We start from the raw sequence: 18,474 nt of genomic DNA, 5'->3' as shown, positions 1-18,474 counted from the left end.
CGGCTACTGGCTACCGGACCCAGCTTGGCGTTCACGCCTCAGGACCGGCCACCGCGTCGCTGCGTGCGGTGCCTACTTCCGCCGGCCGTCCGGCCCCGGTCAGCCGGCCGCCCGGTCAGCCACCCGTCCGATCAGCCACCCGTCCGGTCGGGTGCCGCCGACTCCCCGGTCGGACCGGACCCCGCCAGCACCCTGGCCATCCAGACCTCCGCGTAGGGGTCGTCCCCGTACGGCTCGGTCGGCCGGTACCCGAGCCGCCCGTACAGGGCGATCGCCTCGACCAGGTCCTTGCGGGTGTTGAGCAGTATCCGCGAGACACCCCTGGCCCGCGCCACCTCCTCCGCCGCACCGACCAGCCGGGCCCCGGCACCGCCGCGCCGGGCCTCCGCCCGGACGAACACCCGGGTCAACTCCCCCGTCCCGCCGCCGAGCCAGCGCACCCCCACACAGCCGACCGGCGTCGCACCGTCCCGCGCCACCAGGAACACCCCGCTCGGCTCGCTGACGTCGACACCGTCCCCCGTCACCTCGACGATCTCTGACTCGGTGGCCGGGCGGTCGTGGTAGCGCCTGATCAACTCCTCGGAGTACGCGCGTCGCAGCAGCAGGGCGTCCGGGTGGCCGACCTCCGTGACGGAGACGGTCCAGCCGAGCGGGGCAGAGATGTCCATGCCCTCATTCTCCGGACACCGACAACTCCTTTTCCTCCGCCGGGCCTTCCCCTCCGTTCGGTCCGGCGCCGTGCCCGTCCCCACTCGTCGCCGGCTCCGGGACACCGATCTGTGCGGGCACTTCCCCCAGCCGGACTGCGGGCCGGACTCCGGGCTGAACGGGCCGGGCTGTGGGCGGGACTCCGGGCTGAACGGGCCGGGCTGCGGGCCGAGCGGGCCGAGCCGTGGCCTGATCAGGCACGGACGGCGTGGGCGGCGCGGGAGGCGTGAGCGGCGCGGGAGGCGTGGGCGGGACAGGAGGCATGAGCGGCGCGGGAGGCAGCGGCGGCCTGCCCCACTCCGCCGACGGCCGGTAGTCGCACCGGCTCCCGTCGAACGGGAACCGGCGTGCCTCGGCCAACCGTGCCACCCGCTCCCCCTCCGCCCGCGCCTCGGCGGCCTGCTCCACCGTCCAGTACGCGGGGTGGCCGGTCTTCGCCGCGAAGGACTCCTCGTCCTTCCACTGCCAGCTGCCGTCCGCCGCGACGGTGAGGTCCAGTTCGAGGTCGGCGACGTCGATGTCGTCGCCCCGGTGCGTACGGCGCTCCAGGTTCACGTACCAGCCCTGGAAGGCGGACCCGGGCTCCGGAGCGAAGTGCCACCACACCGCGCACCCGGCCCCGCTCGGCTCGAAGATCAGCGACCCGTTCTCGTACCACCGCCCCGGCACCAGCCGATAGCCACCGGCCGCCCACTCCGCCGGATCGATGTCCCGGATGTGCCGGCCCTCGGGCAACTCCGCCTCCCACACCGGGGATCCGCCCGCCATCCACAGCCACAGGCCGTCGGCCCCGTGCGCCACCACCCGCACCGGGACCACCGCGAGCAGCTGCCCGCCGAAGGAGAAGTTCCACCGCACGATCCGACCGGCGTCGAAGTACATGAACGGCATGGTGCCACGCTCCGCCGACAACCGCCGGAAGACGGGTTGGCCCGCCGACGGCCCGCCGAGTAGAACTACCGAGTGATCAACGACCACGCCCTGAACGACAAACCCACCGTGATCGGCGAACGAGTACGCCTGGTACCCCTGGGCCCCCAGCACGCGGAACCCTTCTGGCAGGCCACCCTGGACCCGGAGAACCGCCGCCTCACCGGCACCCGCCGGGAGTTCACCCTGGAGTTCGTCCGCGCATGGTGCGCCGACCGCGCCACCCAGCCCCACCGGCTCGACCTCGCCATCGAGGACCGCACCACCGGCGACTACCTCGGCGAACTCGCCCTGATCGACATCGACCACGACAGCGAGTCCGCCGCCTTCCGGATCGCCCTCGGCCCCGGCCTCCCTGGCCGGGGCTACGGCACCGAGGCGGCCCGCCTGCTCCTCGGCTACGCCTTCGAGCAGGTCCGGCTGCACCGCGTCCAGCTGGAGGTCTACTCCTTCAACTCACGTGCGATCAGGGCCTACCAGAAGGCCGGCTTCGCCCTCGAGGGCCGCCTGCGCGACGCCCACATGTGGGAGGGCCGCCGCTACGACGTGCTCTGTATGGCCGCCCTGCGCAGCGAATGGCGGGCACCCGCTCAATGAGCGCGGCCCGCCATCCGGCAATCCGTCAACTGCCGCTGCTGCCAGCACTCTGCTGAACCGCGCAGAGCGCATCGATGTTCTGCTGGCCCAACCGCTCCGACCCTCCGAACAGGTTGGTCATCAGGCCCTTGCAGACTGCGGCCTCCTGCGGCGTCCTGGGCCCGTCGGCAGCCGCCGGCTGCGCCGCCAGCAGCGGTGCCGCCAGCAGCACCGCAGAGCACATCGCGCGGGCGGCGAACTTCTTCAATCTCGACGTCGTGGAGAACATGTCGGCCCTTCGGATAGGCGATGGACGAGCCATCCCTATCCGAAGGGCCGTTCACATCCGTGGACGCTCCGCCATCCGTGAGCGTGTCAGCGGTACGGGTTCTCCGAGGCCGACGGCGGCTGCGGCTGCGGCTGGTAGTACTGCGGCGGCTGCCCACCACCCGCAGCCGGCGGCCCCTGCTGGTACTGCGGATACTGCTGCCCCCCGGCCCCGTACGGCGGCTGCCCACCAGGCGGCACGTAACCCCCGGGCCCACCAGGTCCCCCCGGCCCCCCGGGCCCGCCAGACCCGCGCCCACGGCGCACCAGGAGCAGCACCACACCACCGATCACCAGCAGAGCGACAACCCCGATGGCCGCGTAGACAGCCGTCGAGCCACTGCCGCTGTCCTTCTTCTCGGGAGCGGCCTGCTCCTGCCCGCCGCCCTTGCTCGCCCCGGCCGAGGGCGCTGCGGTCGATGCCGTGTCATCCCCGCCCTGCGACTCGGCTCGCCCGAGCAACGGGTTCTCCTTCGGCCCGTTGTCCACCGCCGGGTTGGGAGCCAACGCCTTCGAGGGCGACGCGATCCCGTACCCATAGCTGTTGTTGGGCACCTTGGAACCGTCGGGCGGCGCGACCGCAGTCTTGATCATCCGATTGATCACCTGGCCGGCCGAGAGATTCGGGTACTTCGAGCGGACGAGCGCGGCGATGGCGGAGACGTACGCGGTGGAGTCAGATGTCCCCGAGGCTTTACCGTAGCTGGTGCTTGACTTGGCCAGCGCTCGATAGATATCGACGCCAGGAGCAGCCAAGGTGACCTCTGGACCACTATCAGAATCCGGCCAAAATTTACCTTGATTGTCGATCGCAGTTACCGCAACAACCCCCGGGAAAGCCGCTGGATATTCAACCGGAGTACCGTGATTCCCCAGGTTTCCGGTGGCCGCAACAAGGACAACATCCTTGGAGATGGCATAGTTGACGGCATCACGGACATCTTTACTCGCGCCAGCCGCACCTCCGATGGAGAGATTGATAACCTTTGCTCCACCATCGGCAGCGTATCGAATAGCTTTGGCTAGACCGCCATGATCATTGCCAACAGTCTCAAGAGTGCCCGTGTCAGTCATCGCAATGCGCACTGGCAGAATTTTCGCCTTGGGAGCCAGGCCGATAATTCCTGCATTATCATCATGGCCGTGCCCGGCAATGAGACTGGACATGCCGGTTCCATGTCCGATGGAATCCTTATGGGCGCCACCGTCGGTCCCCGAGAAATCGGCACCTTCGAGAACTTGTCCACTCAGATCCTGGTGGTCCGCAACTCCACTGTCGATGACAGCGACCACTACACCCTCACCCTGGCTGATGGGCCAGACCTTGGTTGCGGCGGCATAATTTACAATTGCCCACTGTCCGTCACGAATACTATCTGCACTGGCAGGAGCAGCACTTAGACCCCAGAGAAGGGTTCCTGCTGCAAGCGCGGCCACACCGCGCATCGGTCGGCTGGTCGTCAAGCCACTTCACCCCACTCATCGAAGCGGCCGTCCCACAGAACCGATCTGCGGGACGGCCGGTCAGGTCCGACTGCCCTGCTGGCAGGGACTCATTCCACCACGTTCGGGTTGGCCTTCTCCCCCGACATCCAGGTCTCCTCGTCCTCCACCAGGTAGTCGGGGCGCTCCTTACCCTTCTTCTCCTTCTTGCCGCCCTTCCCAGCGGCACCGGGCATTCCCCCATGCGCACCGCCCCCGGTGCCGGACTGCCCAGCCTGCGCACGGCTCCGACCGATGCCCGAGCCGCCCTCGGTAAACGAGCGACGCCCAGCCCCGCCGGATCCGGCCTCACCCACTACACCACCAGGACGCTGCCCCAGCCCCCGGCCCGAACGGCTTCCGCCCCCGACACCGCCCGCTTCGCCTTCGGCACCGCCCATGCCGCCGGCGCCGAACGCACCGCCTCCACGGACTGCACCTCGACTACCACCGGAACCAAGGCCACCTCGGCCCGATGCAAGTCCGCTGCTGGCCGAGCCGCCCTTGGCGCCGCCGGCAAGGCCGCCGCCGCCAACCGCACCCGAGCAGCCTCCGGTACCCGGGAGAGCTCCGGTACCGGTGCTTCCGGAACCGCCTCCGGCAGTGATCGGCCCGCTCCCGACACCTCCCGTTTTGGGGACAGTCACACCGCCGTCAATCCCGGTACCAGGTCCCACGCTTCCAGGATTTTGCGGGCGGGGAGCCGGGCTGGCCGTGCCTCCCCAGACGCCAGGATCGGTTGGCGCGACAGCAACTGCCTTTGGAGAGGGCGCGGCTTGACCGGACCAGGACGCCGGCGATCGACTGCTTGTATGCCCGGTTTCGGTGCTACTGCCAGCACTTGCAAGGCCCATGCCAGCCCCGACAATCAGACCACTGATGGCCTCTGCGCCAGAGGAATCCGGCGGTGGAATCTCCTGCACGTCTTTGTCGTAGTTACCTACCGATGGCGGCTTCAAAGCTGCACTACTTGCCCGGTACTTGACTGCCAGCGTATCCATAACGGCGACAGCCTGCGCCTTCCGCTCATCTGCGATGGGCGTAGTCTTCTCACCCACCAGCGACTTGGCAGCATCGCCGATGGAGTCACCGACCTTGTCCAGGAGGTCAGGCTCCTCGGGCATATCACGCTTAGCCTCGTCGATGGCCTCGGAGATCCCCTGAAGCTGTACCGCAGCATCGTTGGCGTAGGCGGCAACGTTGTTGACGCTGTTCGCCAGCGTGGTCATCTTGCTGTAGAAGGCATTACTGGTGGCACCCTCCCAGGAGTCGGTAGCATCACCCGCGGCGGTGTTGAGAGCAGCACGGATTTGCTTAAGGGTAGTAGCGGCCTTGCGCCAGGGATCACTGGCGGCCATGACCCCGCCAGAGTCCATGGACTGAACCATCTGCCGCAACTCGCCGTGGCTGTATCCGCTGAAGTTCGTGTTCGCGTCACTCATACTCGGACGCCTCCCGTCCCCGTCCTGATCCCCATCGCTGTGCCACTCACGCCCCCCTCAACGACGCACCCGCCTACCACGTCGGGTGCGGTTCACCTGTGCCCGCGGGAGCCTTGGAGACACCCGCCGAGCCGCCCGAGGCTGGAGCAGCCGAACGGGAGCTGTACCCGGCCTGGCTGACATTCGTGGAGACACTGTCAACCGACCAGCCGTCACCGCTCACCCTGAGACTGTGGGCGGTCTCCTGCTCCTGCTCCTCGTAGTTGCTGGCGGTGAGGTCGGCCTTCCGCTGTGCCTCGTCAATCCAATCCTGGAGGAGGTTAAGCACATCACGCAGGCCATTGCGCATCTCCTCGTACTTGGTATGCAGCGCCTGTGCCTCCGCGAAGTTGCCGAACGCCCCAGCGCCCACTCCGCTCTGCCCATGCGTCCGGTTACCGTCCGCGCTCGCCTGGAACTCGCCCAGCAGCCCTCGCACCTGCGTGGCGAAGGCCCGCAGGCTGTCCACCTCTACGCGGTAACCGGCCCCGGCGCCCCCGCTCGAACCGCTCCCCGTGCTCACGACCCCGCACCTCCCCCGTACACCTTCTGCACCTTCAGCAACTCCCGTAGCCCGCCAGGACCACCATCACCGGCACCGGCCGGACAGTCCGTCACGCGCCATGCCGCGGCGCCGACCCTCATGTCTAACACATGCCGGAGACCGTCAGAACGCCACCGGGCAGCCGAGGACCGAGAGCTGCGCCGCCGGCCGGCCCCGGCAGTCGAGGCGCTGTCCACCCCATACCCCAGCAGGGCTGACGGAATGCCACCAACGAATCGTCGGCGAGTCCGTCAACAGCGCTCCACGGCGGCGGCGAGCGCCTGCCGACACAGCGAGTCAGCCTTCCGGGTGGTTTCCGGCAGGCGGTAGGCCGGGGTCAACTCCAGGGTCAGTTCGACGGCTTCGGCCAGGCCGATGCGGTGGCCCACCGAGACGAAGACCGGCTTCACCCCGGGCCGGGTACGGAGCGCCCGGCCCACCTCCTCGCCGTTCCCGGCGTCGTGCAGCGGCGCCCATGCGCCGCGTTCGGGCCCGGGCTGCTCGTAGGTGAAGGTGAACGGGGTCTTGGCGACGCCGATGGTGCGCAGACCGCTCAGGACCCCGAGGTGGCTGGCGAGACCCAGGCGGCGCGGATGCGCGAGACCGTACCCGTCGCAGACGACCAGGTCGGGGGTCCGCCCGAGGCCCGCCAAGGCCGCCAGCACGGTGGGCAGTTCGCGGAAGGCCAGCAGCCCCGGCAGGTACGGGAAGCTGATCCGCCCGACCGCCGTCGACTGCTCCACCACCTCCAGACCGGTGCGGTCGAGCAGGACGGCGGCGGCAGCCACCACGTCCCGCTCGTCGTCGTACGCGACGTCGACGCCGGCCACCAGCGAGACATCGGCGAGCCCGGGCCCGCAGGGCCCGACGTCGACCAACCCTCGCAGGCGTTCCTGCTCGGCAAGCGCCTCGGCCTCGGTACCGGGCCACCCGGCAGGCAGATCAACACTGTTGGGCACGGCTCGGCTCCCCCGACACGACAGACACGACAGACGCGACACATACGGCAGATACGACGGTCACGGCCAGGCCCCCACCGTACCGAAGCACCGTCACACCACCGTGCCCCGACCGGACCACCCCGGAACCACCCCGGAACCAGACACCCAAAGTAGCCAATCATGAGCAGCGGGTAAGGTTGTGGACCAATGACCCAACTGCGGCCCGCCCGACCGAGGACAGGCCGGGAGGGAGGGGGAACGATGACCGACTCCATCAGCGTGGATCCGCACGGCCTGGCGAAGGTCGGCCGGCAGAGCCGGGAGGTCGCGGCCGCCATGCCCACCGAGATCGCCCGGATCCAGGGGCCGTCCGACGAGGCGGCCGCCGCGCTGCGCGGGTGGCGCACCCGGGAGGCACTCACCCGCTGCACCCAGGCCTGGACGGACTGCCTGCGCGCGCTGGCCGCCGAAGTCGACGCCAACGGCGCCAACATGATCGCCACGGCCGACAACTACGCCGCTGCCGACAGCTCGGTGCACAGCAGCATGTCGTACGCGGGCGCCGACGGCGGGGGACGCTGATGGTGGACTTCGCCGCGCTGCACGACGCCCGGCCGGCCGGGCTCGGAGCGGCGGCCGACGCCTACGACGCACTCGGGCGGGCCAACTCGGCCCACCACGAGGCCGTCAGGGACGGCGTCCGCTGGATCGTCCACGGCGGCAACTGGACCGGGTCGGCGGCCGAGGCGGCGACCCGGGCGCTGGAGCGGACCGACGGCCGCCTCGACGGCTCCCACACCGCGATGCAGGGGATGGGGATCCTGCTCCGCGACGCCGCCGAGGCCTTCGAACTGGCCCAGGCCAAACTCCTGGAGGCCGTCGAGGAGGCGACCCGCGCCGGGTTCCCGGTCGGGGCCGACGGTGCGGTCGACTGCCCGCCGCCGGGCGAAGCCGACCGGCACGACCCCGACTACGCCGCGCTCGGCGCCCCTCGGCAGGCCCGGGCGCGGGCGCTGGCGGTCCGCATCGACGGCGCCCTCGCCGAGGCCGACGCCGCCGACCGGCAGGTCGCCTCGCTGCTGGACCGGCTGGCGGAGGGCGCACGCTCCGGCTTCGGCATCAACCGGGACGCGGCCGCCACCCGGCTCGACAGCATCAACGGCCTCGGCCGGAAACTCATCGGCGCCGGATGGCCCGCCGACGACGCCCCGGCCGACCAGGTGCACAGCTGGTGGCAGAGCCTCACCCCGGCCGAGCAGCAGAAGCTGATCGCCGACCACCCCGACCTGCTCGGCAACCGCGACGGCATCCCGAGCGCCGTCCGCGACCAGGCCAACCGCATCGTGCTGCCCCGGCTCCTCGACGCGTACCGGCACAAGCCGCAACCGCTCTCCCCCGCGGACCAGCAGAAGCTCGACGGCTTCGAGGCCATCCGCAAGCGCCTGGCCGGCGAACTCCCCGACGGCGGCGGCCCGGGCAGCGACCCACCGCTGCTGCTGATCGGTCTCGGTGAGCAGGGCCAGGGGCGTGCCGTCCTCAGCTGGGGAGATCCCGACACCGCGCGGCACGTCTCCGCTCTCGTCCCGGGCCTCAACAGCACGCTCGCCGGTGCGGCCGGCGGCGACACCGCGACCGCGCTGCGGATCCGCCAGGCCGCGGGCAGCGAGGCCAGCGCGACCGCCTCGATGATCTGGCTCGGCTACGACGCACCGCTGCTGGACGGTGCCTCCGTCCTCACCAAGGACCGGGCGGTGGACGGAGCAGCCTCGTACGACCGGTTCCTGTCCGGTCTGCGCAGCACCCACCAGGGGGCTCCGGCCCACGTCACGGCGGTCGGGCACAGTTACGGCTCCCTCCTGGTCGGCCAGGCGGCGCAGCGCCCCGGCGGCATCGCGGCCGACGACGTGGTCCTGGTCGGCAGTCCCGGCGTCGGTGCCGACCACGCCTCGCAGCTGAGCGTCGGCGCCGACCACGTCTACGTCGGGTCGGCGATGGCGGACCCGGTGAGCCGCCTGCCCTCGAAGGCGGACGCGGTCGCCACCGGTCTGGGCGCGGGCGTGCTCGGACCGGTCGGCGCCGGGGCCGGGCACCGGGTCGACCCGCGCGGCCTGTGGTTCGGCCAGGACCCGGCCGGAGCGGGGTTCGGCGCCCGCCGGTTCAAGGTCGACGACGGCACACCGACCGACTCCCACGACAACTACTTCGGCAAGAACGGCAAGGGCGGCGATTCGCTGGCCAACATCGGCAGGATCGTCGGCGGCCACCCCGACCAGATCACCCGTGAGGCCGGCCGGTGACGGTCCGCCGGAGCGCCGGGGATCGGCCGGGGCGCACCCGGGCCCCGGCGGTCGCGGCCCTGGCGCTCCTGCTCTGCGGCGCCTTCCCGTTCTGCGGTGGCTGTTCACCCGACCCGCCGCCCGTGGTGAGACTCGACGCCGCCCACGGCCGGCTGGAGAGCCTCTTCGGCGACACCTCGGCCGCCGTACAGCCCGCGGTCCAGTGGAGCGATACGGCGTACATCAGCTTTCCCGGCCTCTCGGGCCTCTGCGGCACCCAGGGGTGCCGCAGGACCGGCCGGGCCGAGCTCCAGGGCACCCGCTGGATCAGGACCCGGGTCTCGGCCGCCCGCCACGCCGTCCTGCTCGACCAGGTGGCCCGGGTCTGGACCGAACACGGCTACCCGGTCGAGCGCCGGGAGCACGAGGTCGTCGCACGGGCCTCCGGCCGCACGGCGCGGCTGTGGTGGATGGACGCCAGCACCGGGTGCGTCAGGCTGGAGACCTCGGTGGCCGATGTCGAGGACACCGGCGGGGCGGACGGGATCGAGACCCACCCGTTCGGGCCGGCCGGCGACGACGGCCGGAGCTGCGCCTCCGTGACGGACCCGTACTGGTCCCGCTGACCCCGCTTCCGCACGGCCGGACCCTCCGTCACCTCGGGCAGCACGGGTCGGACCTGACGTGAGCCCATGCGCCCCTGCGTGCCCCGCATATGCCGAATTAGGCTCTACTTACCGGGCCGAGGTCCGGGGTAGACCTTCTGCACGACCCTCGGAAGCCGAACCTCGCGCGAAGGACTGACCGCCATGCCGCGCCCAACACCTGCCCAGTTCTGCACCGGCACCCTGATCGTCGTCCTCACCACCGTGGCGCTGCTCGCCGTGTCGGGGGCGACGGCGGTGCCGGCGGTCACGGCGCTGGTCGCCCTCGCCGTGGCGCTCGGCGTACTCGCGACGGCGCTGCTGATGGCGGCCGACCGGCGCCGTCGGTCGGCCACCCGCGAGGCCCCCGACCGGCGCCGGTCCGAACCACTGCCGGCCGCACAGCCCACCGCGCCGGAGTACGCCCGCCAGCGCTGACGACCCCGGCGGCCCCGGCCCCCGGACCCGTGCCGGACCGTCCTGGACGGCCGCACGGGGCAAGCGGTCGCACCGGGTCGGGCAGTCGCACGGGGTCAGGCGGTCGAGACGACGACCGTCTTGGCCGCCTTGTCGTGGATGCACTGCCGGTAGGGCTTGTCGAACACCCCGAACAGGCCGTTGATGGGCCACCAGAGCAACCCGCAGCAGACCAGCGCGGGCACGACGAAGACCGCCGCCCGGGTCCACGCGGCCGCGCCGGTCGGGCTGCTCCCGTCGATGAGCATCGCGACCCGTACCTTCATCAGCTTCTTGCCGACGGTCTGGCCGTCGCGGCTCAGCATGATGCCCTCGTAGACCAGGTACATCGCGTACCCGAGCCAGGTCGCGCCGACGTAGCCGTCCTGCTCGCTCAGGTTCGCGAACGGCAGCACGACCAGCGCGGCGATGATCTGGATCCCGATGTAGTCGATCAGCTTGGCGGCGATCCGGTTGGGCCAGCTGCCCAACGGCGGCATCCCGGGCACCGGCCCGGGGCCCGGCGCGGTGCCCGGGCCCTGGCCCGGCGAGTGCGGCTGGCCGTAGCTCGGCGGCGGCGCCCCGTACTGCGCGCCGTAGCTGCCCGGGGTGTCGTACGGGCTGCCCGACGGCCGGGGCGGGGCACCGTACGGGTCCGCGCCGGGGGTGCCCGCGCCGGGCTCCGGCGGAGGAGTGCCGTACGGGTCGGACGGGGCGCCCGGCGTGCCCTCCGCCGGGGGCTGCTGCTTGTCGAAGGAGGGCTTGCCGCCCCCCTCCGGCTCTGGGCCTGCGGGGTCGTGGGTGCTCATGACTCCGAGTAGAACACCGCCATTACTACGATGTTGGGACATTTAGGCCGTTTTGGGATACCAGCCCCTACGGTGACCGCCTCTCAGGAGCGCACCACCCTGGTCCGGGCGGCCCGGTCCTGCCAGCCGCGCCGCGCAGCCGGGTCGAAGAGCGGCGACAGCAGCCCGACCACCGAGAAGACGGAGATCTGCCTGACGATCCATCGGAGCAGCGACCGCCCGAACGCGGGTGGCCCGGCCGGTCCGCCGGCCGGGCGGCCGCCCCGGGCCGGAGCGGCCACCCGGACCACCTTGATCCCCATCAGCCGCTTGCCCAGGGTCTGGCCGGTGCGGGCGGTCGGGAGCACCTCGTACAGCACACCCGCCAGCACCAGCACACCGAGCAGCACCCCTGCCTTGCCGACCACCACCGCGTCCAGCAGCCAGACGTCCACCTCGTGGTGCGTCAGCCGGGCGACGAGTTTGGCGTGGTCCAGCGTGTCCTGCATGTGGGTGACGGCCGAGGAGACCAAGGGGACCCCCGCACCCACCGCGATCATCGCGATCACCATGCTGTCGAAGAGCCGGGCGGCCAGCCGGCGCCCCAGGGCCGCCGGCCGCACCGGGCGGGACGGACGTGATGGACGCGCCGCGCGGGCAGTCGGCTTGCGGACGGCGGCCCCGCGCGGCGTCGGGGACACCGGCTGTGACTTCCGGGCCGGAACGGCTTCCGGTGCCGTCGTCGGCTCCGACACCGATGTCGCTGCCGCTGCCGCTGCCGCGGTGGCCGCAGCCGGGGCGGGAGCGGGAGCCCCGGAGGGGTTCGGCCGTGCGGGAAGGGAACCCCAGGACACCCGGTGCAGTGCGTCCGCCGGCTCCGCCGCCGCGCGAGCCGGCACCACCTCGGACTCGGGCGCGGGCTGCGGCTTGGACGTGGGCCGCCTCGCCGGCTCGGGGGCAGCTGCCGGGCCGGACAGGGGCGCCGGGGCAACTACGGGAGCCGGCGCGGAGACAGGAACCGAAGCAGGATCGGGCGCAGGAGCCGGCACCGCGGCTTCGGCCGCCGAGCGCCTCCGCAGCTCCAGTTCCAGCTCCGCCTCCGGGGCCAGCACGAAGGAGGCCCCGCCGGAGGTCTGGTCGAAGAAGAGCGGTCCGGTCTCGCCGATCGCGGCTTCGGTGGCGGGAGCGGCAGCCGGGCCGGGCGCAGTGGAGGGCATCGGGCCGGGCGCAGGGGCGGGCGTCGGGCCCGCCACCAGGTCGGGTTCCGGAGCGGACGGCGGAACGGACGACTGAACGGAGGGCGGCGGTACGTAGCGGGCGGCGGGCGGCGGGGCCTGGCGGGCGGCGAAGCGCGGAGGCTCCAGGACCTCGCCCTCCCCGGGCGCGGGCCTGCTGGTGCCGGGCACCCACGCCGTCCCACCCCAGTAGCGGACGAAACCCGGAATGGAGGGGTCGGGGTAGTAGCCCGGCGTCGGGTCGACGGCGGTGTCCGCGCCGCCGACGAAGGGCCGGTCCGTCATGTGGTTCTTCTTTCGTTGCAGCGCCGGGGGGACTGCGGAGCAGAGGACTGCGGGGCAGGAGAGGTACGGGCAAGCAGACTGCGGGCGGGAGCACAGCGGAGCAGAGGGTGCCGCTGGGGCATCAGCGCAGCAGCGCAGGGCGGGCTCGGACGAGCCGCCGCAACATGCGGCGGACAGTCGTCAGGCAGTCACAAAGGGTAGTACCTTCGCGCCGCGACGGCGGGCAGTTGGGAAATCCCGGAACATCCGCGAAAAGTGTGTAAGACCTTCCACCCGGCGTGCTCTCTTCCGGTGAAGGGGCTCGGACACGGCCCCGCGGACACGAGAGGAAGCCGGTCATGGACAGGTCCACCACCGTCGTCGAGCAGGAACTCGAACTCAGCCTGGTGCTCTCCCCGGAGCGCAGCATCCCCGTCCCGGCCCGGTTGTCGTACAGCAGCGACGACCCGTTCGCCGTGCACATCACCTTCCACCTGGACAGCGGAACGCCCGTGACCTGGGTGTTCGCCCGTGAGCTGCTGGTCGAGGGCACCTTCAGGGCGTGCGGGCACGGGGACGTCCGGGTCTGGCCGACGAGGTCGGAACGGCGGAGCGTGCTGTGCCTGGCGCTGACCTCCCCGGCGGGGGACGCCCTGCTGGAGGCGCCGCTGCCGACGGTGGCGGCGTGGCTGGAGCGGGCGCACCGACTGGTGCCGCCGGGCGCCGAACTCTCGACGGTCGACCTTGACAACTCGCTCGCCGAGCTGCTCGCGTGATCGGCCGCAACCCCTGTGGGCGCCTGCTGGGGCCTCAGCGTGCCGCGGGGGCCCGCTGACGCCCAGGGCGCTCCTGGAAACACCCTCGGGCACGAGGAACCGCACGGGGAACCGCACGAGGAACCGCACGTGAAACCAACCGCGAGGAACCGACCGCGAGGAACCGACCGCACGGGCAACAGCGCGGGTCCCCACGCACCCGTACGGGGTAGCCCGCGCGGCCCGCGCGCCGGTGGGGAACCAGTCGGCGGCGAACCGGCCGCCGGCGAACTACCTGCCGTCTGCGGACACCCCGGCCGGGCGGCGAGCCGCCGCGCCGCCGGTCCGCTGCAGCGGCACCAGCGGCGCCCCGGCCGCCCGGCGGCGGGACCGCACCCGCAGTGCGGAGACCGCCAGGAAGCCGAGCCCGAGCAGCGGGTACACGTCGGCCGGGATCTGGTGCAGGTACGGCATGAAGCGGTCGCGGTCGCCCTTGTGCGGGACGACCCACATCGCGAAGGAGAGGAAGCCGAACAGCGTCGCCCCGAAGATCCACCGCCAGCGGGCGCGCCGGATCGCGACCGGACGGGAGCGCTCGTGCGCCGCCTCGGCCGCGAGCAGCACCAGCATCGGGACGCACCACACCCAGTGGTGGGTCCAGCTGATCGGCGAGACGAGGACCGCCGTGACGGCGGCCGTGCACACGCCCCAGGCCTCGGAACGGGGCAGCCAGCGCTGGCTGCGGTACGCCCAGGCGGCGATGGCCAGCCCGGTGAGGCCGACCAGGCCGCCGACCAGGGTGGCGGTGCTACCGGGGTCCGCGGTGTGCATCAGTCGGGCGACGGCGCCGCGGATCGACTGGTTGTCGACGATCTCGGTCTTGCCGACCCGGGAGGAGTCGTAGAGGTACTTGGTCCAGAACCCGTACGTGGCGTCGGGCAGGACGAGCGCGCCGATCGCGAAGGTGCCGAGGAAGGTGAGGCCGGCCACGACGGCGGCCCGGATCCGGCCGGTGATCAGCAGGTAGACCGCGAACAGGCCGGGGGTGAGCTTGATGCCGGCGGCGATGCCGATGGCGACACCCTTGCTGCGGCGGCCGTCCGGGCGGGTGAGGTCCCAGAGGATCAGGCAGGCGAGGGCCAGGTTGATCTGGCCGTAGCGCAGGTTGGTGAAGACCGGCTCCAGCCAGACCCCGAGGCCGGTGACCAGGACGATCCCGACCGGTCGCAGCTCGCGGCGCGGCCAGCCGGCCAGCTTGAAGGAGAGGTGGGCGAGCAGCGCGAGCAGGGTCAGGTTGCCGCCGGTGACCGCGACCCGCAGCAGGCCGACGCCGAGGTAGGCGGTCGGCACGAAGAGCATCGCGGCGAACGGCGGGTAGGTCGCGGGCAGGTTCCACTGGGTGACCCGGAGCGCGTACAGGTCCCGCCCGTGGGCGACGGCGGAGCCCTCCGCGCGGTAGACGATCATGTCCACCATCGAGGTGCCGACGAAGTGCCGGACGGTCGCGTAGGCGAGCAGCGAGAACAGGGCCACACCGGTCGCCTTGGCCAGCGGTCGGCGCGGAGCCTCGCGCAGCGCGCGGACGGGGGCGGCGAGGGCGTCGCGGACCGTGCGGGCGCGCGGCGGCTCCGCCGGGGCGGAGCCGTCCCGGCCGGGCTGCCGCCGGGGCGCCTGCTGCTGCTCCTGCACCACTGCCACGTTCCGCTCCGTCCACCGGTCGACCAGCTAGCGACATTACCTGACGGAGTCGGGGGTGCCTCCGGCTCGCGGCGGCACCCCCGGCTCCCGCACGATCGGCGGACGATCGGCGGACAGGTTGAGGACGGATGGCGGAACGGGGTCAGCCGGTGTGGGCGCCGAGGGCCCGGGTGAAGTCCAGCGGCTGCTGGGCGATGCTGCTGCAGCTCGCGTCGGCGTACGACTTCGCGCCGCCCGCGCACTCCTTGTCCCGGGTGCCGGACCACATCGAGAGCCAGGCCAGCTGCTTGCCCGCGGCGAAGTCGGCGAGCTGCCTGGCGTCGGCGACCGTGAAGACCTCGGTGGCGACGTCGTTGACGCCGATCATCGGAGTGACCGCGACCTTCGCCCAGGCGGCGGTGTCGCCGAGGCCGAGCACGCTCTTGACCTGTGCCTGGGTGGCGGTGGCGGCGGCGATCGCGTAGCTGCCCATTCGGCCGTTCGGGTTGGGGGCCGCACCGTCGCCGAAGTCCATCGCCATGATGTTGACGGCGCCGATCGAGACGCCGTTGCCCTTGGCGCCGGCGACCAGGTTGACGCCGTCCTGGGTCAGGCCGCTGGGCAGCGCGGGCAGGGTGAAGGAGACGTCCAGCGGACGGCCCTTGGCGGCGGCCCTCTGCTGGAGCTGCGCGATGGCCTGGGCGCGGCGGGTGTTGGCTGCGGTGTCGGCGAGCGCGCCGCCCTCGATGTCGAAGTCCAGCTTGGTGAGGCCGTACGCGTCCACGGCCTTCTGGTACGCGGCGGTCAGGTCGGCTGTCGAGGAGCAGGCGGTGGCGAGCTCGCTGCCGTTGGCACCGCCGAAGGAGACCCGGACGTCGCCGCCGATCCCGCGCAGCGCGCCGATCTGTGCTGCCACGGCGTCGGCCGACAGGTCGCTGACGCCGCCCCACTTGGGGGTGCAGCCGCCGCCGGAGACGACGAAGGCGAGGTTGAAGTTCTTCACCCCGCCCGCCTTCGCGGTGGCGACCAGGTCGTAGGGCGGGTAGAGCGAGGTGTCCACGTACGGGGCGAAGCGCGCGGCACCGACCGGTGCGCCCGTCGGCGTCGAAGTCGGCGTCGAGGTCGGTGCCGGTGTCGAGGTGGGCATCGAGGTGGGTGTGCCGCTCGGGGTCGGGGTCGGCTTGGCCGAGGTGGTGGGCGCGGTGGCGCTCGGGGTCGGAGGGGGCGAGGTCGGGCGGCCGGAGGGCACGGGGGTCGGTCCGGTGCCCGCCGTGCAGGAGGTGTTGTTGATCAGGCAGTTGCCCGGCTCGGCCTGGGCGGCGCCGGAGCCCTGGACCACGAAGCCCACCTCGACCGTCTTCCCGGGGTCGATCCGCTTGTTCCAGGCCTGCGGCTTGACGGTGATGTGCTGCCCGGCGGCCGTGAAGGCGGCGTTCCAGAGCGAGTCGATCCGCGCGCCGGACGGCAGGTCGAAGCTGAGCGTCCAGTCGTCGATCGCCTTGCCGCCGGGGTTGGTCACCAGGTACTGGCCGGTGTAGCCGCTCTCCCAGGTGCTGCTCCGGCTGTACGCGGCGCCGACCGAGGCCGCGCTCGCGGAGGAGGCGAGCGCCAGCACACCGCCCGCGACGAGGGCGGCGGCGAGCGCGGACGCCCCGACAACCGTGCCCTTCCGGCTCCTCCGATGGCTTCCCGAACGCCGGCTCCGCTGGGACGTCATAGCCCGTGCACCTCCGCAAAACGACCGATCGACCGGAGCTCCCCGGCCCCGACCCCGCCGACGCTAACGGCGTCCCCTCCCCCGATCGGCCCACCTCAGCCAGGCGAACACCTCTGTTAGGGCGCTCTTAAGGAAGTCCGCGCCGACGGGCCGCCCGGTCGTCCGGGGCGGCCGCCCCGGAGGGTGCGGTGACCACCCGGACGGTGTCAGGCGCGCCTGCGGGCGGGGCGGCGGCGCGCCGGGCGGGACGGACTGCCGTCCGGGTGGGTCTGCAGGCGGAGGCGGAGTTCGGCGCCGCCGAGCACGGCCGAGCGGCCGAGGGCCAGGTCGCCGCCGGTCCCCTCGGCGAGTTTGCGGACGATGTCGAGTCCGAGGCCGGTGGAGCCCTCACCGCCCTGCCCCTCGCCCCGGCGGAGGGCGGCGACGGGGTCGGCGAAGCCCGGTCCGGCGTCCCCGACCAGGACGATGACCGCCTTCCCGGTCGCCAGGACGTCCACCGAGAAGGCGGTGCCGACCGAGGTGTGCCGGAAGACGTTGCCGAGCAGCGCGTCCACGGCGGCGGCGAGATCGGTGCGCTGGACGGGTACCGGCGCCGCTCCCTCCGCTCCGGCCAGCTGCCAGCGCCGGCCCTCGTCCTCGGCCAGCGCTGACCAGAAGCCGACCCGTTCGCGGATCACCTCGGCGGCGTCGCAGCCGACCCCGACCGCCGGCACGTCGTCGGGTGTGCGCCGCGCCGAGCGGATGATCTGGTCGACCTCGCGCTCCAGTTGGGCCACCGCGTGCCGGGTGGCGTCGGCGGCGTCGCCCTCGCCGAGTCCGGCGGTGTTGAGGCGGAGCACGGTGAGCGGGGTGCGCAGCCGGTGGGAGAGGTCGGCGGCGAGTTCGCGTTCGGCGGCGAGCAGGTGGACCACCCGGTCGGCCATGGCGTTGAAGGCGTGGGCGGCCTCACGGAGCTCCTCGGGTGCGCCCTCGACCTGCCGTCCCTCGACCGGGACGCGGACCGCGAGGTTTCCACCGCCGAGGGAACGGGCCGCGGCGGCCAGCCGCCGGGCGGAGCCGACGATCCTGGCCCCCATCCGGTCGGCGACCAGGACGGAGATCGCGACCAGGCCGAGGGCGACCAGCGAGAGCACCAGCCAGGCGGTGCCGACGCCCCGGGTGAGGTCGCCGTCGGCGACGTACACCTCGACCACCGCGACCCGGCCGCCCTCCACCGCGACGGCCTGGAGCAGCGCGAAGCCGCCGGGGGCGGGCACGGTGAAGGACCGGGCCGGGGTGCTGCCGGAGGTCCGGGCGGCGGGGTCGGCCCGGCCGGCGGCGGTGGAGACGGAGAGCCGGTCGGCCCGTGCGGTGCCGACCACGACGTCCGTACCGCTCGTGGTGGGCAGGTGGACCGCCACCCGGTCGCGGGCTCCGGCGTCGGTGCTGGCCAGGGCGCGGGCGATGGCGTCCTGGTCGGTGGTGATGGCCAGGGCGGGGGCGAGCGCGGCGGCCTGGCGTTCGGCTGAGGTGAAGGCCCGGTCCCTGGCGGTCTGCTGGACCATCAGGCCGAGCGGGATCAGGAAGGCGAGGGCGACCATGGTGGTGCCGGCGACGGCGGCCTTGATCAGCGCCCAGCGCAGCGAGTGCCCGCTGCGCGGCTCCCGGCCGGCCCCGCCCCGTACGGACCG

Annotated in this window: 18 protein-coding genes; 6 read left to right on the top strand and 12 right to left on the bottom strand. The window is 72.5% G+C overall.

The features are described from left to right. Positions 1-131 precede the first annotated feature (131 nt). A complete protein-coding gene (locus ACFC1R_RS07200) occupies positions 132-671 on the bottom strand; it encodes a GNAT family N-acetyltransferase (protein WP_375934088.1) in 540 nt (179 codons plus the stop codon). A 4-nt stretch (positions 672-675) separates the two neighbouring features. Beyond that, the gene (locus ACFC1R_RS07195; RefSeq protein WP_375934085.1) at positions 676-1,602 is read right to left on the bottom strand and encodes a DUF402 domain-containing protein; all 927 of its coding nucleotides are present in this window, start codon (positions 1,600-1,602) and stop codon (positions 676-678) included. A gap of 72 nt (positions 1,603-1,674) precedes the next feature. Between ACFC1R_RS07195 and ACFC1R_RS07190 the strand changes: the two genes are divergently transcribed. Beyond that, complete coding sequence (locus ACFC1R_RS07190; RefSeq protein WP_375934082.1) at positions 1,675-2,238, top strand: GNAT family N-acetyltransferase; 564 nt, start codon at positions 1,675-1,677, stop codon at positions 2,236-2,238. Positions 2,239-2,263: 25 nt separating this feature from the next. Here ACFC1R_RS07190 and ACFC1R_RS07185 read toward each other — a convergent pair whose 3' ends face one another. The 5 genes from ACFC1R_RS07185 to ACFC1R_RS07165 all read right to left on the bottom strand — a co-directional run bounded on the left by ACFC1R_RS07185 (position 2,264) and on the right by ACFC1R_RS07165 (position 7,010). Then, positions 2,264-2,506, bottom strand: a complete 243-nt coding sequence (locus ACFC1R_RS07185; protein WP_375934079.1) for a hypothetical protein — start codon at positions 2,504-2,506, stop codon at positions 2,264-2,266. 86 nt (positions 2,507-2,592) lie between these two features. Next, entirely contained in the window at positions 2,593-4,008 is a 1,416-nt protein-coding gene (mycP, locus tag ACFC1R_RS07180; RefSeq protein ID WP_375934076.1) for a type VII secretion-associated serine protease mycosin, read from the bottom strand. Positions 4,009-4,097: 89 nt separating this feature from the next. Next, the gene (locus ACFC1R_RS07175; RefSeq protein WP_375934073.1) at positions 4,098-5,468 is read right to left on the bottom strand and encodes a WXG100 family type VII secretion target; all 1,371 of its coding nucleotides are present in this window, start codon (positions 5,466-5,468) and stop codon (positions 4,098-4,100) included. Between the two features lie 73 nt (positions 5,469-5,541). After that, entirely contained in the window at positions 5,542-5,976 is a 435-nt protein-coding gene (locus ACFC1R_RS07170) for a hypothetical protein (protein ID WP_375934070.1), read from the bottom strand. A 326-nt stretch (positions 5,977-6,302) separates the two neighbouring features. Then, a complete protein-coding gene (locus ACFC1R_RS07165; protein WP_375934067.1) occupies positions 6,303-7,010 on the bottom strand; it encodes an endonuclease V in 708 nt (235 codons plus the stop codon). A gap of 243 nt (positions 7,011-7,253) precedes the next feature. On the opposite strand from ACFC1R_RS07165, the gene ACFC1R_RS07160 reads away from it, so the two are divergent. The 4 genes from ACFC1R_RS07160 to ACFC1R_RS07145 all read left to right on the top strand — a co-directional run bounded on the left by ACFC1R_RS07160 (position 7,254) and on the right by ACFC1R_RS07145 (position 10,350). Further along, positions 7,254-7,574 (top strand): hypothetical protein, encoded by a 321-nt coding sequence (locus ACFC1R_RS07160; protein WP_375934064.1) that lies wholly within the window; start codon positions 7,254-7,256, stop codon positions 7,572-7,574. Next, positions 7,574-9,289 (top strand): alpha/beta hydrolase, encoded by a 1,716-nt coding sequence (locus ACFC1R_RS07155; protein ID WP_375934061.1) that lies wholly within the window; start codon positions 7,574-7,576, stop codon positions 9,287-9,289. The genes ACFC1R_RS07160 and ACFC1R_RS07155 overlap by 1 nt, the downstream gene beginning before the upstream one ends. Positions 9,290-9,411: 122 nt before the next feature. Continuing rightward, positions 9,412-9,894 carry a hypothetical protein gene (locus ACFC1R_RS07150; RefSeq protein WP_375934058.1) on the top strand — a complete coding sequence of 161 codons (483 nt, stop codon included), beginning with the start codon at positions 9,412-9,414 and terminating at the stop codon, positions 9,892-9,894. A 183-nt stretch (positions 9,895-10,077) separates the two neighbouring features. Beyond that, entirely contained in the window at positions 10,078-10,350 is a 273-nt protein-coding gene (locus ACFC1R_RS07145; RefSeq protein ID WP_375934055.1) for a hypothetical protein, read from the top strand. Between the two features lie 95 nt (positions 10,351-10,445). Here the strand turns inward: ACFC1R_RS07145 and ACFC1R_RS07140 are convergent, their stop codons facing one another. Then, a complete protein-coding gene (locus tag ACFC1R_RS07140; RefSeq protein ID WP_375934052.1) occupies positions 10,446-11,177 on the bottom strand; it encodes an RDD family protein in 732 nt (243 codons plus the stop codon). An 83-nt stretch (positions 11,178-11,260) separates the two neighbouring features. Next, the gene (locus ACFC1R_RS07135; protein ID WP_375934049.1) at positions 11,261-12,676 is read right to left on the bottom strand and encodes an RDD family protein; all 1,416 of its coding nucleotides are present in this window, start codon (positions 12,674-12,676) and stop codon (positions 11,261-11,263) included. Between the two features lie 338 nt (positions 12,677-13,014). On the opposite strand from ACFC1R_RS07135, the gene ACFC1R_RS07130 reads away from it, so the two are divergent. After that, a complete protein-coding gene (locus tag ACFC1R_RS07130; protein WP_375934046.1) occupies positions 13,015-13,431 on the top strand; it encodes an SsgA family sporulation/cell division regulator in 417 nt (138 codons plus the stop codon). 270 nt (positions 13,432-13,701) lie between these two features. Here ACFC1R_RS07130 and ACFC1R_RS07125 read toward each other — a convergent pair whose 3' ends face one another. The 3 genes from ACFC1R_RS07125 to ACFC1R_RS07115 all read right to left on the bottom strand — a co-directional run bounded on the left by ACFC1R_RS07125 (position 13,702) and on the right by ACFC1R_RS07115 (position 18,426). After that, positions 13,702-15,108: a glycosyltransferase 87 family protein gene (locus ACFC1R_RS07125; protein WP_375934043.1), complete on the bottom strand. Its 1,407-nt coding sequence runs from the start codon at positions 15,106-15,108 to the stop codon at positions 13,702-13,704. A 142-nt stretch (positions 15,109-15,250) separates the two neighbouring features. Next, positions 15,251-16,804, bottom strand: coding sequence for a cellulose binding domain-containing protein (locus tag ACFC1R_RS07120; protein ID WP_375934040.1), 1,554 nt, complete (start codon positions 16,802-16,804; stop codon positions 15,251-15,253). A 206-nt stretch (positions 16,805-17,010) separates the two neighbouring features. Then, entirely contained in the window at positions 17,011-18,426 is a 1,416-nt protein-coding gene (locus ACFC1R_RS07115) for a sensor histidine kinase (protein ID WP_375934392.1), read from the bottom strand. Between the last annotated feature and the right edge of the window lie 48 nt (positions 18,427-18,474).

Source organism: Kitasatospora sp. NPDC056138, assembly GCF_042264695.1.
In the GTDB taxonomy this organism is placed as follows: Bacteria; Actinomycetota; Actinomycetes; order Streptomycetales; family Streptomycetaceae; genus Kitasatospora.
The sequence above is the reverse complement of the archived record's forward strand: the minus strand, read 5'-3'. Positions and strand labels throughout refer to the sequence as shown.

Bases quoted from the DNA above. Each gene is read 5' to 3' on its own strand.
- ACFC1R_RS07200 (WP_375934088.1), bottom strand. From the start codon at position 671: ATGGACATCTCTGCCCCGCTCGGCTGGACCGTCTCCGTCACGGAGGTC.
- ACFC1R_RS07195 (WP_375934085.1), bottom strand. From the start codon at position 1,602: ATGCCGTTCATGTACTTCGACGCCGGTCGGATCGTGCGGTGGAACTTC.
- ACFC1R_RS07185 (WP_375934079.1), bottom strand. From the start codon at position 2,506: ATGTTCTCCACGACGTCGAGATTGAAGAAGTTCGCCGCCCGCGCGATG.
- ACFC1R_RS07175 (WP_375934073.1), bottom strand. From the start codon at position 5,468: ATGAGTGACGCGAACACGAACTTCAGCGGATACAGCCACGGCGAGTTG.
- ACFC1R_RS07160 (WP_375934064.1), top strand. From the start codon at position 7,254: ATGACCGACTCCATCAGCGTGGATCCGCACGGCCTGGCGAAGGTCGGC.
- ACFC1R_RS07155 (WP_375934061.1), top strand. From the start codon at position 7,574: ATGGTGGACTTCGCCGCGCTGCACGACGCCCGGCCGGCCGGGCTCGGA.
- ACFC1R_RS07145 (WP_375934055.1), top strand. From the start codon at position 10,078: ATGCCGCGCCCAACACCTGCCCAGTTCTGCACCGGCACCCTGATCGTC.
- ACFC1R_RS07140 (WP_375934052.1), bottom strand. From the start codon at position 11,177: ATGAGCACCCACGACCCCGCAGGCCCAGAGCCGGAGGGGGGCGGCAAG.
- ACFC1R_RS07135 (WP_375934049.1), bottom strand. From the start codon at position 12,676: ATGACGGACCGGCCCTTCGTCGGCGGCGCGGACACCGCCGTCGACCCG.
- ACFC1R_RS07130 (WP_375934046.1), top strand. From the start codon at position 13,015: ATGGACAGGTCCACCACCGTCGTCGAGCAGGAACTCGAACTCAGCCTG.
- ACFC1R_RS07120 (WP_375934040.1), bottom strand. From the start codon at position 16,804: ATGACGTCCCAGCGGAGCCGGCGTTCGGGAAGCCATCGGAGGAGCCGG.